At 37.0% G+C, this 14286-nt stretch carries 11 protein-coding genes; 8 read left to right on the top strand and 3 right to left on the bottom strand.

Going from position 1 to position 14286, the window contains the following annotated elements; all coding sequences use genetic code 11:
• Window positions 1–44 precede the first annotated feature (44 nt).
• From KDN24_RS12010 to KDN24_RS12040, 7 genes are all read left to right on the top strand, one after another.
• Entirely contained in the window at window positions 45–2456 is a 2412-nt protein-coding gene (locus KDN24_RS12010) for a heavy metal translocating P-type ATPase (RefSeq protein ID WP_409972679.1), read from the top strand.
• Between the two features lie 180 nt (window positions 2457–2636).
• A complete protein-coding gene (locus tag KDN24_RS12015) occupies window positions 2637–3710 on the top strand; it encodes a branched-chain amino acid aminotransferase (RefSeq protein ID WP_409972680.1) in 1074 nt (357 codons plus the stop codon).
• Window positions 3711–4109: 399 nt separating this feature from the next.
• Entirely contained in the window at window positions 4110–4691 is a 582-nt protein-coding gene (locus KDN24_RS12020) for a molybdopterin-dependent oxidoreductase (RefSeq protein WP_486303958.1), read from the top strand.
• A gap of 48 nt (window positions 4692–4739) precedes the next feature.
• Window positions 4740–7178, top strand: a complete 2439-nt coding sequence (locus tag KDN24_RS12025) for a molybdopterin-dependent oxidoreductase (RefSeq protein WP_486303959.1) — start codon at window positions 4740–4742, stop codon at window positions 7176–7178.
• Between the two features lie 2 nt (window positions 7179–7180).
• Window positions 7181–8023, top strand: coding sequence for a 4Fe-4S dicluster domain-containing protein (locus tag KDN24_RS12030; RefSeq protein WP_409972682.1), 843 nt, complete (start codon window positions 7181–7183; stop codon window positions 8021–8023).
• Complete coding sequence (locus tag KDN24_RS12035) at window positions 8016–8708, top strand: formate dehydrogenase subunit gamma (RefSeq protein WP_409972683.1); 693 nt, start codon at window positions 8016–8018, stop codon at window positions 8706–8708. Before KDN24_RS12030 ends, KDN24_RS12035 begins: the two co-directional genes overlap by 8 nt.
• A 63-nt stretch (window positions 8709–8771) precedes the next feature.
• On the top strand, window positions 8772–10271 hold the full coding sequence (locus tag KDN24_RS12040) for an aminotransferase class V-fold PLP-dependent enzyme (RefSeq protein WP_409972684.1): 1500 nt from the start codon (window positions 8772–8774) through the stop codon (window positions 10269–10271).
• A gap of 21 nt (window positions 10272–10292) precedes the next feature.
• Here KDN24_RS12040 and KDN24_RS12045 read toward each other — a convergent pair whose 3' ends face one another.
• From KDN24_RS12045 to KDN24_RS12055, 3 genes are all read right to left on the bottom strand, one after another.
• Window positions 10293–10679 carry a winged helix-turn-helix domain-containing protein gene (locus KDN24_RS12045; RefSeq protein WP_409972685.1) on the bottom strand — a complete coding sequence of 129 codons (387 nt, stop codon included), beginning with the start codon at window positions 10677–10679 and terminating at the stop codon, window positions 10293–10295.
• 76 nt (window positions 10680–10755) lie between these two features.
• On the bottom strand, window positions 10756–11208 hold the full coding sequence (locus tag KDN24_RS12050) for a CBO0543 family protein (protein ID WP_491348432.1): 453 nt from the start codon (window positions 11206–11208) through the stop codon (window positions 10756–10758).
• Complete coding sequence (locus tag KDN24_RS12055) at window positions 11135–12154, bottom strand: DUF2515 domain-containing protein (protein ID WP_409972687.1); 1020 nt, start codon at window positions 12152–12154, stop codon at window positions 11135–11137. Before KDN24_RS12055 ends, KDN24_RS12050 begins: the two co-directional genes overlap by 74 nt.
• Before the next feature lie 213 nt (window positions 12155–12367).
• On the opposite strand from KDN24_RS12055, the gene shc reads away from it, so the two are divergent.
• Window positions 12368–14266, top strand: a complete 1899-nt coding sequence (gene shc / locus KDN24_RS12060) for a squalene--hopene cyclase (protein ID WP_409972688.1) — start codon at window positions 12368–12370, stop codon at window positions 14264–14266.
• The last annotated feature ends 20 nt before the right edge of the window (window positions 14267–14286 follow it).

Below are 14286 nucleotides of genomic sequence, written 5' to 3' on the forward strand. Positions count from 1 at the left end.
TTTAAAATAAAATATACCCACTATAGGTATAAGGGGTTTTTAATATGAGTGAAAAGATCATTGAAACTCAATTTCAAGTGACAGGGATGACATGTGCGGCTTGCTCTGCTCGAATTGAAAAAGCTTTGAATAAAATGGAAGGGATAGAGGAAGCCAATGTCAATCTAGCTCTTGAAAAAGCTGCAGTCAAATTTAATTCAGCTACAATCGAAGCAGCAGATATTCAAACAAAAATTAGAAATTTAGGCTATGATGTTGTTACAGATAAAACCGAACTCGTTCTTACAGGGATGACATGTGCTGCTTGTTCAACAAGGATCGAAAAAGGACTTAACAAAATGAAAGGTGTCAATCACGCAACCGTTAATTTAGCACTAGAAAAAGCTACTATCGAATACAATCCTTTAGCCATTTCACAGAAAGATATGATTGAAAAGATAAAGCAGCTCGGTTATGGTGCGAGCATAGTAAATGAAGATAAAGACAAAACGGCCGATCATCGTTTACAAGAAATAAAATCTCAGCAAAGGAAGTTTATGATTTCCTTAATTTTATCGCTTCCTTTACTCTGGACAATGGTTGCGCACTTTAGTTTTACATCCTTTTTGTATGTTCCAGATGTGCTGATGAACCCGTGGGTTCAAATGGCGCTTGCAACACCTGTCCAATTTTATGTTGGGAAGCAATTTTATGTCGGAGCATATAAAGCATTGAAAAATAAAAGTGCGAATATGGATGTTCTAGTCGCGCTTGGGACGTCAGCAGCTTATTTTTATAGTGTGTATTTAGCATTTGAAACAATTAGGGACAATACACATTCAGTTGGTCTTTACTTCGAAACAAGTGCCGTTCTAATCACATTAATTATTCTTGGTAAACTCTTTGAAGCGAAAGCAAAGGGACGTTCATCTGAAGCTATTAAGAAGCTGATGGGATTGCAAGCAAAAACGGCTTTAATCATGCGTGATGAAGTGGAAATGGAAGTTCCGCTAGAAGAAGTGCTAGCAGGTGATATCGTCTTAATAAAACCTGGTGAGAAAATACCTGTTGACGGAATCATTCTAGAAGGTTTATCTGCTATAGATGAATCGATGATCACGGGTGAAAGTGTTCCAGTAGACAAGACGGTTGGTGATGAAGTTATCGGGTCAACCATTAATAAAAATGGCTTTTTAAAAGTAAAAGCGACAAAGGTTGGGAAAGATACCGCCCTTGCACAAATTATTAAAGTTGTTGAAGAAGCACAAGGTTCGAAAGCACCAATTCAAAGGATGGCTGATTATATTTCAGGTATTTTCGTTCCTATTGTTGTTACGATTGCAGTCATCACTTTTGTTATTTGGTACATGTTTGTTTCTCCAGGTGATTTCGCAGAAGCACTTGAAAAACTAATTGCTGTGCTTGTCATAGCCTGTCCATGTGCATTAGGACTCGCCACTCCGACATCGATCATGGCAGGGTCTGGTCGTGCTGCAGAATTCGGAATTCTATTCAAAGGCGGAGAACATCTTGAAATGACACATCAAATTGACACGGTTGTCCTTGACAAAACAGGAACGATTACAAATGGAGCTCCTATTTTAACAGATGTAATAACAGACCTTGAAAAAGCAGAATTTTTATCATTGATTGGTTCTGCAGAGAAGCAGTCTGAGCATCCTCTTGCACAAGCAATAGTTGACGGTGTAAAAGAAAAGCAAATTCCATTTAAGGATATTAGTCATTTTGAAGCAATTCCAGGTCATGGTATAAAGGCAGCTATTCAAGGTAGAGAAGTCCTGATCGGAACACGTCGTTTAATGAAGAAATTTAATATTAACGTAGATAATGTGCTAGAAGAGATGACTTATCTTGAAAAACAAGGGAAAACAGCCATGCTTACAGCAATAGATGGGAAATATTCTGGAATTGTTGCGGTGGCTGATACAATTAAAGATACATCACAACATGCAATTAAACGTTTAAAAGATATGGGACTTGATGTCATTATGATAACTGGCGATAATGAGCTAACTGCAAAAGCAATTGCAAATCAAGCTGGGATTGATCATATCATTGCTGAGGTGCTACCAGAAGGAAAGGCACTTGAGATTAAGAAAATTCAAGAAAAAGGGAAGAAGGTTGCGATGGTCGGTGATGGCATTAACGACGCACCTGCTTTAGCCCTTGCGGATATCGGGATGGCAATTGGTACTGGGACAGATGTTGCGATGGAGGCAGCAGATATTACGCTAATTAGAGGAGACTTAAATAGTATTGCAGATGCGATTTATATGAGCAAACAAACGATTCGTAATATTAAGCAAAACTTATTTTGGGCATTTGGATATAATACAATCGGAATTCCGGTCGCAGCAATAGGGTTTCTTGCGCCATGGCTTGCAGGAGCCGCAATGGCATTTAGTTCCGTTTCGGTTGTTCTTAACGCACTGCGTCTTCAAAGGGTTAAATTATAATGCAAAACACTTTATCATAATGAAGCAATTGGCCATTCACCAATTGCTTTTTATATGACCGATTATTTTAAAAAAAATTGAAAATTCACTCGACAAAGACTATTAGTTGGCGGATAATAACTATTACATTCATTATTTGAAAATTATATAAATATCAAAAGTAGACAGGGAGCAAGTAAGATGAAAGACTATCAAATTGAAGTTACATTAACAACATCCAAAAAACAAAAACCGGCATTTAATAAACTTGAGTTTGGAAGAACCTTCACAGACCATATGTTTATCATGGATTATACAGAGGGAAAAGGTTGGCATGATGCTCGAATTGTACCATATCAGTCTTTAACTTTAGACCCTGCTGCAGTCATTTTTCATTATGGTCAAACAGTATTTGAAGGTCTTAAAGCTTATTTAACGAAAGATGAGCAAGTTTTTCTTTTCAGACCGAATAAGAATTTCGAACGTATGAATCGTTCAAGTGAACGCTTATGCATGCCGGGAATTGATGAAGATTTCGCGTTAGAAGCACTCAAGAAATTAATTTCAATTGATAGAGATTGGATCCCTAATATTGAAGGAACATCACTTTATGTTCGTCCATTTATTATTTCGACTGAGGCTCATTTAGGCGTGTCACCCTCTTTAACCTATTCATTTATCATCATTTTGTCTCCTGTTGGAGCCTATTATAAAGAAGGAATTAATCCTGTAAAGATCGCAGTTGAGACTGAATACGTTCGTGCTGTCGCTGGTGGAACAGGTAATGCTAAAACAGCTGGAAACTATGCCGCAGGTCTGAAGGCGCAAGAAGTTTCTAATGAAATAGGGTATTCTCAAGTATTATGGCTAGATGGGAAAGAAAGGAAATATATTGAAGAAGTTGGCAGTATGAATATATTCTTCAAAATAAATGGTGAGATTATTACACCTGCATTAAATGGAAGCATTCTTGAAGGGGTAACGAGAGATTCAATTATTAATCTACTAAAACATTGGAATATGCCGATCATTGAACGAAAAATATCAATGGATGAAATATTTGAGGCGTATAAATCAGGACTATTGGAAGAAGCATTTGGAACTGGTACCGCAGCTGTTATTTCTCCAGTCGGTGAGCTTTTTTGGAGAAATGAAAAGTTATCAATTAACAATGGGGAAACCGGCGTTATTTCAAAGAAATTGTATGAAACATTAACAGGAATTCAAAACGGAACCTTGCCTGATCCATTTGGCTGGCGTGTAATTGTTGAATAAATATGAATGATTAGTGACATTTTAACTATCTATGAATCGAAAAAGAGCTGTTTTATAGCTCTTTTTTTCTTTTGTATATAATAGTTCGTAAATTAGTCACAATTAATGTGACAAAACTAACATCTAAAAATGTAGTTTATTAGTAATATCATTATGTTTAATATGTCTTTTGATTAATATATGTCTTGTGTGACATATATTAGTTTTACGCTAGGCTATGATTTTTATCGCTATCCCCTTAATTACTTAGAACCCCAATTTTATTGTAATTTAAGAAGCGATATGAATCAGAATCTAGCTTAACAGGAGCTTTGTTTATCCTATTAATCAATATATGCCTGAAAAGACATATTAATATTTTTTAAGGCTTAAAGCTTTTGTAAGAGGGGGAATTGTAATATGCCAAAACTAACAAGGCGTAGTTTTATGAAGTTCACTGCAGCTTCTGTAGCTGCAACAGCCTTGGCAGAAAAGAAGGCTAGTGCTAAGTCGGAGGATGTTGAGAAAGCGTTTCCACTAATGACTGCTGGTGCTACGTCTGCTTATGGGATCTGCCACTTTTGTTCCGTGGGTTGTGGAATAGAAGTAAAGGTGAAAAATAATCGTGTTATTTCTACGGAGGGTTTAAAAGACCATCCAATTAATGAGGGAGCATTATGTCCAAAAGGACGTTCGCTTAAAGAAATGCCAAACTCAGAGTTGCGTTTAACGCATCCTCTCGTTAGAAAACCAGGAAGCGATAAATGGGAGCCGATTTCTTGGGAAGAAGCGATTGACAAAATTGCAAATAAAGTCAAAGAGGTTCGTGAAGAAACGATCACTAAAACTGTTAACATCAATGGAAAAGAAGTAACGGTTAATCGTGTAGACGGTATTTTCAGCCTAGGAAGTGCTGAAATAGATAATGAAGAAGCTTATCTTTATACGAAATTTAACCGAGCTTTAGGGATACATAATTATACTCACCAGGCCGAAGTTTGACACGCTCCTACGGTGGCTAGTTTAGCCCCTTCATTTGGTAGTGGTGCAATGACGAATAGCTTTACAGATATGAAAAATGCAAATGTCATTTTAATTGGTGGGAATAACACAGCTGAATGTCATCCTTTTGCAATGCGCTGGGTTTTAGAAGCACAAAAACGTGGTGCAAAATTAATCGTGGTTGACCCAAGATTTAATCGTACAGTAAAAGTAGCTGATATTTATGCACCTGTTCGTCCGGGTACAGATATTGGATACTTAGGTGCGATTGTGAAATACATTCTAGATAATAAGTTGTATGACGAAGATTATCTTTTAGAGCATACAAATGCCCAATATAAAGTAAATCCAGACTTTAGTTTCCATGATGGATTGTTCTCAGGATATACAGAGGGAGCTCCATACAACAAAGAAACTTGGACCTATCAACTTGATGAAAAGGGATTTCCGCTTAAGGCAGATTCTCTAAGTGATCCGAATAGCGTCTTAACGAAATTGAAGGAACATTTTAAAGATTATACGTTTGAAAAAGCTTTTGAAATTACAGGAATGCCAGTTGAAACAGTGAAACTTGTTGCTGAGACGTTTGTTCACAATCGTCCAGGAACGATTCTATACGCACTTGGCATGACGCAAAAATCAGTAGGTGTACAAGGAATCAGAATGTATGCGATTATTCAAATGCTACTTGGTAACATGGGTAAAGCAGGCGGCGGTATTAATGCGAACCGTGGGGAGCCGAATGTTCAAGGTTCAACAGATATGGCTTGCTTGGCACATATTTTACCAGGATATTTACCTATTCCAACAGATGGGCTTCCAACGTTAAATGATTATGTAAAAGCAGTCGGAACATCGAAGAGTAAGCAATTGATTTCATTATTAAAAGCTTGGTATGGAGATAAAGCCACACCGGAAAACGAATTTGGCTATCATAATATTCCAAAGCGTAGTTCCAAAAATTCAGCTGCTAACTATGTACCGATTTTTGAAAAGCTGAATCAAAAGGCATTTAAGATGGGCTTCATTTTTGCACAGAATCCAGCTGTTAGTACGCCAAACTTAGATATGGTTTGGAATGGTTTAAGCAATTTAGACTTGTTAGTTGTTGGGGAAATTTTTGAAACGGAGACGTCTTCATTCTGGCAGCACCCAGACCTTGATCCGAAAGATGTTAAAACAGAAGTTCTTCTATTGCCAGCTGCGATGGCCTTCGAAAAAGACGGAACGATGACAAACTCTGCTCGTTGGGTTCAAGGGAAACATGCATGCGTTCCAGCTCCAGGAGAAGCATTGCCAGATGCTGATATTCTCTATGAAATAATGAATAAAGTAAGAGAATTATATGCAAACAGCAGCGATCCGAAAGATAAACCAATTCTTGACTTAACATGGGATTATCCAGCTAAAGGTCATGGAATCGACATGGAAGCAGTCCTTAAAGAAATGAATGGCTATGATTTAACAACTGGAAAATTATTAAATACGAGTGGGCAAATTCAGAAAGCAGAACCAGGAACGGTGTCTTCTGGTTTAGCTGGTTTATACACAGGGGTTATTACGGAAGAAGGAAATCACTCTTTACGTCATGATAATTCTGATCCAAGTGGTTTAGGTATTCATCCTAATTGGACATTTGCTTGGCCGGGTAATACTCGTGTTCTATGGAATCGTGGTTCCGTAAATAAAAATGGACAGCCCCTGGACAAGGACAGAGCACTAGTCTGGTGGGATGGCACGAGCTGGGTTGGAAACGATATTTTGCACGTTGCTGCGAAAGACAAAGCACCAGATACACCAGAAGGCAGTAAAGTATTTTCAACCGGTGAAGGAAAAGCTGCACTATTCCGTACCGTGTATAAACATCTGCAAAAAGATGCACCTGAAATTGAGCTTAACCCAGGATATGATCCAAATATTTTTAAAGTGGCTCCTGTTATTACAGAAGGTGGGATTGGCGATGGACCTCTACCTGTTCACTATGAGCCAATCGAATCACCAGTGAAGAATCCGATGTTTACACAGCAATCTAATCCAATGATGCGTACATTGGAGGTACCAGAGTTCCAAAAAACTGGTGAAGCAAAGGATTATCCATATGTATTGACGACTTACATGGTGACGGAGCAATTCCTATCAGGTGGTGTAACACGTAATACACCTCAATTAAATGAGCTGATGCCATCTAATTTCGCCGAAATCAGTAAAAACCTTGCAAAAAAAATTGGTGTAAAATCAGGAGATCCTGTTACAATTTCAACTGCTCGGGGTGAAGTTACGATCGACGCGATGGTAACGGATCGGATCCAAACCTTGAAGGTTGACGGCAGGGATGTTGAAGTTGTTGGTGTGCCATGGGGTTGGGGTTATAAAGGATTAGTCCACGGTGAGTCTATTAATAAAGTAACGAACTCAGCTGCTGATCCAAATACAGGTACTCCAGAATATAAAGCATGCAGCTGTAATGTCACAAAGGGAGGTAAATAACCATGGCTAGAGGAAATGATAAAGCGATCTTGGTTGATACTTCACTTTGTACAGGCTGTAAAGCTTGTCAACTAGCTTGTAAGGAATGGCATAATCTCCCGGCGACTGAATTTACTAAAGTCCCGGGGACTTATCAAAATCCAGCAGACCGTTCAGTCAACACGCTTATGTTGATGAAATTTACGGAGCAATATGATGAGTCAACAGGTATTATGGATTGGTTAATTCGCAAAGACCAATGTATGCATTGCTCAGAAGCACCATGTGTAGAGGTTTGTCCATCACATGCCTTATTTACTCATAGTGATGGTTTTGTAGGGTTTGAAAACGAGAAGTGCATCGGCTGTACGTACTGTTCAAAAGCCTGCCCATTTGATATTCCACGGTATGAGACGGATTCATTAACTGGGAATAAGCGCATGAATAAATGTGATTTCTGTCAGGACCGAGTGACAAATGGGGAAATGCCAGCTTGTGTTCAGACTTGTCCGACGAATTGCTTAGAATTTGATACATGGGATGCCGCTGTTAAGAAAGCTCATGACCGTGTAGCTAGAATTAAAGATAGATTTCCGAAAGCGAATGTTTACGGGGATAAATTGATGGGTGGAACACACTACATCTATGTGTTAACAGAAGACCCTGAAACGTACGGTTTGCCTGCTCAACCTAAAACAAATGAGTTAATTGGTTTCCGTAAAGATGTTTTAAAACCTGTAACGCAATTATTTATGGGAGCAACAGCTGTAGGACTATTGGCGAACTTTATTGTTTCATCTGCAACGTACAATAAAGATGAAAACCAGCAAGATCATTCACAAAATGGAGGCGAAGGGGATGAGTAAGCAAGGAAAAAAATTAGTAAAACGTTATAACCGTTCAGACATGATTATGCACTGGACGGTGGCCGTGGGCTTTGTAATGGCTTTGCTTACAGGGTATGCAGTTTTCTTCGAAGGTACATCTGCATTATTAGTGAATGAAGCTGGGTATGTTGTCAGACTTATGCATCGCATTGGTGCCGTTATGTTTGTGGTAGCACCTATTATTTACTTTATCTTTTCAAAGAAACGATTTGGTTTTTTGGGCGCTTTTAAATGGAAAAAGAGGGATCTTGGTTGGCTAAAAGTAGCACCAAAGCACTACTTTGTCGGAGGCGGTGATATGCCTCCACAAGAAAAGTATAATTCTGGTCAAAAGATGTACTATTTATTTGCTGTCATCTGTGGTATTCTTTTAGCCGTTTCTGGCTTTGCTTTGTGGTTTGGCTGGTTTACTGCAACAGCAGGTTTATATATGATTTTTATTCATGACCTTTCTGCCGTGTTATTAACTTTGTTCTTCTTTGTTCATATTTATTTGACTGTATTCCATCCACATGAGCGAGCTTCCTTCAATGCCATGGCTTCAGGATATATGGATAAAGAGTACGCAGAACATCATCATGAACTTTGGTATAAAGAATTAAAAGAACAAGAAGAAAAGAAAAACGAAAAGTATAGTGGAAATTCCCACAAGTTGAACGCTTAACAATATAAAGAGCGAATCGTTATGTTCTTGCGATTCGCTTTTTTAAGTTGAGAGGATGAGAACATGATCAATTTAGACAAGCATTTTCAATTTTTTCGAGAACAAGTTATTGGCTGCGATCAAGTATTTCACACTCCATATGGAAAAAAGAAAATTTATTACGCGGACTGGACGGCTAGTGGCAGACTTTATAAAGCAATAGAAGAGAAGCTTATGCACCAATTCGGTCCATTTGTTGCAAATACACATACAGAAACAAATATAACAGGAAAAAGCATGACAAGAGTTTACGAAGAAGCAAAACAGATTATCAAACTTCATGTCAATGCTTCTGATAATGATGTTCTATTTTTTGAAGGCTCAGGAATGACTGGAGCCGTCTGTAAAATTCAAAGAATTTTGGGTTTAACTCTTCATGAAAGATATCGAAATCTAAAGGAGATTTTAACTTTTCCTAAACCAGTTGTCTTTATTACTCACATGGAGCATCATTCTAATCATGTAAGCTGGGAAGAGACGATTGCTGATGTTGTCGTATTGCCTCCGAATGAGTCTGGAGACGTATGCCCTGCCATATTGGAAAAAACGATCCAAAAATATAAGGATAGACCGTTGAAAATTGGCGCTTTCACTGCTTGTTCAAATGTAACAGGCATTCAAACGCCCTATTATCAATTAGCAGAAGTCATGCATCGATATGGAGGCATTTGCTTTATTGATTTTTCAGCCTCAGCTCCTTATGTAAAAATGAATATGCACCCAGAAAACCCATTAGAAAAATTGGATGGAATCTTTTTCTCCCCTCATAAATTTTTAGGCGGACCAGGTACAATGGGGGTAGCCATTATGGATAAAAATCTATATGAAAACGCTGTCCCTGACAGACCCGGCGGAGGTACAGTAAACTGGACAAATCCATGGGGAGAGAAATCGTATTTATTCAATATAGAAGAACGGGAAGATGGGGGAACCCCAGGTTTTTTACAGGCGATTAAAACCGCGTTATCGATTCGGCTTAAAGAGGAAATGGGCATTGAATATATGAAAGCCCAAGACAATAAGCTTCTACATCTGTTTTTTGATCAAGTAAATAAAAACAGGAAAATAATTCTTTTTGAGAAGCAGAAAAAAGATCGTCTTCCGATTATTTCATTTTATGTTGATGGTCTGTCTTACCAATTAATAGTGAAATTATTAAATGATGTTCATGGAATTCAAGTAAGGGGCGGCTGTTCATGCGCAGGTACGTACGGTCATTATTTGTTAAATATTAATAAATCTAACTCCCGTTTGATTACGAATGAAATTGATAAAGGCAATTATTACGTCAAACCAGGATGGGTTCGGGTTTCACTACACCCAACAATGACAGAAAAAGAAGTGCTATATATTGCTAAAGGGATATGCGATATCGTAGATAATGCTGAGCATTATAAGGCTGATTATCGAAATATCCCAATGTCAAATGAGTTTAAGCATTTAAAGGAATTTGAGATGAATTATGATGATTGGTTTGAATTAACACCCACAATGAAATCAGCCATAAATTCATATCCAAGCTGAATATTCATTCATCCGACTAAGTTACTTATTAGCAACATCTGAGTTTTTTAAATTCTGAAATAGATCACCTAAATGTTTTTCAAATAAATAATCGAGCTGAATGTATGCTTCATTCTGAAATTCAGAATAACGTAAGAGCAGCTCTTTTCCCGCAGGTGTTAAGGTTGTTCCTTGCCTGCGGTTTCCTTGCTGTCTTTCAACGAGTGAAAGTTGTAAGCGTTCCTCTGTAGCCTTCACCTTTCCCCATGCAGCACGATATGACATTCCAAGCATTGCAGCAGCTTGACTCATTGAACCTGTTTTTTCAATAGCTTCAAATAACCGAATCCGTCCAAGTCCAAAAATAACTTCATCTTCAAGTGATATCCAAAGCTTAGATTTTATTTTAAGAGACGGTTCCTTTTGCATGTTCATTTCTCCTATCGATTTATTAACGAACGACATATAATGCTATTATATCGATTCTTGCAATCTCTTACAAATATCATGAACACTTATTTATTCGATTAAAGAAATAAATGAATGTAAAAAAAGTAAAATAGCCAAATAGTGAGTATATATGCTTCCACGAATCGTCATGGACAAAATATCCAAGAGATTCAGAGAACTTTTCGAAAACCGCCATACTTAAGCTTATGAATAAGATGAACATAAGTTTTTTCCACCCATTTATTTTTTCACAAACGATAAGAAATAAAATGATTAATAATGGAAGTCCAATTAGCAGAAAGATTATGTTAATCGAAAAAATGGACGGCAGTGGCCGATGTGGAAAATAATACATGCCTTTACCAATAAAATATAAATCTAGATAAGTAGAGATAAGTGAGCCTAGAAGAATAGAAGGAATATATTTTTTAATGTCAATCCCGTAACGTAATCGCTTTTTTCGTGATACAGGCAAGTTCGAGTCTTTCGAGTGTTTTACAATAGTCATTTTCAATCTTCCCATCTTGCTTTTCTTTTTGTTCGGATAAGTAATGAATGACTGACCAATTTGTATACCAGTCTCCAATTTCAGCTCTTTCTTGTTCAATATTTTTCCATACAGCCTTAAGATGAGGACTATATATTCTTGGCGAGCCTGGCAGTAACTGACAGGCTCTAATTGTTGGTTTCAATATCCTTCCTGGAACACCCTCATTAATATGATGAAAAAAATGAGGCCAATAATCTTTTCGGGATCCTGTATGGGGATTTTCTGCTGCCCACTTTTCCACTAACTTTAAAAGACTTAGATCATTATATAAAATGGCATATAATCGTTTACCTAATAAGATTCGCTCATGTAAACTCTTAAAATGGTGCAGTGTTTCTCCGATAAGCTTTATTCTTCCGTTTTCAACATAAGGAAAAAGAATATGATTCATTGATAAAATATCTTGTACTTTGAACTCAAATGTGTTGAAAACTTCCTTGATAAATAAAGGATTTTGCAACACCCTTGTTTCTAAATAATTTTGTTCATTTATGACAAGTGCCATTGTGAGTATATATCGATCATCCTCCTGTAAGAAGTAGTTCCAAATAATCTCCATAAATTTAGATACATGTAAATAGGGCAATAGATAAAATAAATTTTTGCCAATCCTTTTACTTTCTTCATATAGCAAAAACTGTGGATAGGCATCTTGAAAAATAAGCCAATTTCCACGTTCTAAAAACGTAAAAAATGAGTTGCTTTCTTTCCGTGTTAATAATTTCGAATGCAGCCCACCTTTCAAATCAGTCATATTCCATCCACCATTTCTGGATACCATATGTCCTAAAAAGGCCCAATGAACTTCAGGATGAGAGTGATAAAAATCTAAGTAAGCTTTTGTTCTTGTAATATTATTTAAATTAAGTAAACTTGTCCGTGTTTTTATTTTTTCTATGATCAATGATTCATTCCTTGAAAGCTTTTCTAATGCCGTAAATTTATTTTGTTTTTTCTTTAATTCTTTTTTTAATTTAATTTGTGTGTTGGAGAGCGGTCTTCGTTCTTTCTTGTTAAAAAATTTATTGAATATGTGAATGACCTCCTCCGATGAATGGTCTTGTTTTTAAGTGAATATGTATAGATTAAACATTTATTCAACACGAAAGGACTGATAATGAAGATGAAACACATTCCTGATGGAATAAATCAGATCATTGAAAAACTAAGAAGAGACCAATCTTCAGACGGATCGTGGAACTATCCATTTGACACTGGAATATCGACTGATAGTTATATGATCATCTTATTAAGAACTTTAAAAATTGATGATGAAAATTTAATAAAGCAGCTGACAGAAAGACTGCTGAGCAAACAAGAGGAAAATGGGGCATGGAAGCTTTTTTATGATGAAGGTAACGGAAATTTATCCATAACAATTGAGGCATACTCTGCTCTGCGTTATTCTGGATATATGGACGAAAGGGACGTGAGACTAGAAAGAGCCAAACACTTTATATTAACGAATGGCGGCCTTGAAAATAGTCATATGTTTACGAAAATGATGCTGGCGATTACAGGACATATGAAATGGCCAGACTTTTTCCCTTTACCAGTCGAATTAATATTGCTTCCTACCATGTTGCCGATAAATTTTTATAGCTTTTCTGTTTTTGGCAGAGCTAATTTAACTCCGCTAATGATTCTCGCAGATCGCAAATTTGCATTAAAAACAGATAAAAGCCCAAATTTATCAGATTTATTTCTTCATAATGAAGAAGTACATATTGAAAATTCGTTTGGTTTTAGTGGGTCTAGCGGCTGGCGATCTTTATTTTCTGTAATAGAAAATGGGATTAATAGTTTAATAGGCTTGCCAATTCAGCTTCATAAGCTTGCATTGGAAAAAGCAAAGCAATATATGTTAGACCGAATAGAACCTGATGGAACATTTTATAACTACTTTAGTTCCACTTTCCTCATGATTTTTTCCTTACTATCTTTAGGGTATTCAAAGTCACATCCGGTTATCATAAAAGCCATTAGCGGATTGAAGTCGATGAAATGTGAAATAAATGGCTTCTCACATATTCAATATACGAATGCTTCAGTGTGGAATACTTCTTTAATAAATTATTCATTGCAGGAGGCAGGTATTTCTCATGTAGATCCGATGATAAAGAAGGCAAATGATTATTTAGTGAAACATCAGCAACAAAAATATGGAGATTGGGCAGTTCACAATCCTCATGCATTACCAGGGGGTTGGGGTTTTCAAGATCAAAATACGATTCAACCAGATGTGGATGATACGACTGCAACCTTAAGATCTATCATAAATAACGTTCAAGATGATATTCACTTTCGTACATCATGGGAAAGAGGAGTCCATTGGGTGTTATCGATGCAAAATGATGATGGTGGGTGGCCGGCCTTTGAACGAAATACAAATAGTAAACTTTTGGAGCAACTGCCGATCGAAAAAGCGAAATTTATTGTGCTTGATCCTTCATCAGCCGATCTTACGGGTAGGACATTGCAGTTTCTTGGTGATTATACGAATATAGACAAAAATCATTCACTCATTCGCGCTGGGGCGAATTGGCTAATGGAAAATCAAGAAAAGGATGGCTCTTGGTATGGACGATGGGGGATTTGTTATGTATATGGGACTTGGGCAGCAATTACAGGACTAACAGCCATTAGTAAGCAGAAGATGAATCCTTCGATATTTAGAGCAGTCAAATGGTTAGACGATATTCAAAATGCTGATGGAGGATGGGGAGAATCATGTAGAAGCGATACTCATAATACGTATATTCCATTACATGTGAGTACTTTAACCCATACTGCATGGGCAGTCGACGCATTAATATCAGTGAATAATGCCCCGACATCAGCTATTAAAAATGGAATAAAATATTTATTAGAAAACATTTTAAAGAAGGATTGGACAACAGAATATCCAGCAGGGCAAGGAATGGGAGGGGACTTTTATGTTCATTACCATAGCTATCGCTATATTTTTCCACTATTAGCCTTAGCTCATTATGAACGTAAATATTCTGACTATTAATCTTATCATTACTCTTATGA

Source organism: Cytobacillus sp. Bva_UNVM-123, from assembly GCF_046351715.2.
GTDB lineage: Bacteria > Bacillota > Bacilli > Bacillales > Cytobacillaceae > Cytobacillus.

Excerpts from the sequence above, each read along its gene's own strand:
- KDN24_RS12015 (WP_409972680.1), top strand. The coding sequence starts at position 2,637 with ATGAAAGACTATCAAATTGAAGTTACATTAACAACATCCAAAAAACAA.
- KDN24_RS12045 (WP_409972685.1), bottom strand. The coding sequence starts at position 10,679 with ATGCAAAAGGAACCGTCTCTTAAAATAAAATCTAAGCTTTGGATATCA.
- shc (WP_409972688.1), top strand. The coding sequence starts at position 12,368 with ATGAAGATGAAACACATTCCTGATGGAATAAATCAGATCATTGAAAAA.
- KDN24_RS12030 (WP_409972682.1), top strand. The coding sequence starts at position 7,181 with ATGGCTAGAGGAAATGATAAAGCGATCTTGGTTGATACTTCACTTTGT.
- KDN24_RS12040 (WP_409972684.1), top strand. The coding sequence starts at position 8,772 with ATGATCAATTTAGACAAGCATTTTCAATTTTTTCGAGAACAAGTTATT.
- KDN24_RS12035 (WP_409972683.1), top strand. The coding sequence starts at position 8,016 with ATGAGTAAGCAAGGAAAAAAATTAGTAAAACGTTATAACCGTTCAGAC.
- KDN24_RS12050 (WP_491348432.1), bottom strand. The coding sequence starts at position 11,208 with ATGACTATTGTAAAACACTCGAAAGACTCGAACTTGCCTGTATCACGA.
- KDN24_RS12020 (WP_486303958.1), top strand. The coding sequence starts at position 4,110 with ATGCCAAAACTAACAAGGCGTAGTTTTATGAAGTTCACTGCAGCTTCT.
- KDN24_RS12025 (WP_486303959.1), top strand. The coding sequence starts at position 4,740 with ATGACGAATAGCTTTACAGATATGAAAAATGCAAATGTCATTTTAATT.
- KDN24_RS12010 (WP_409972679.1), top strand. The coding sequence starts at position 45 with ATGAGTGAAAAGATCATTGAAACTCAATTTCAAGTGACAGGGATGACA.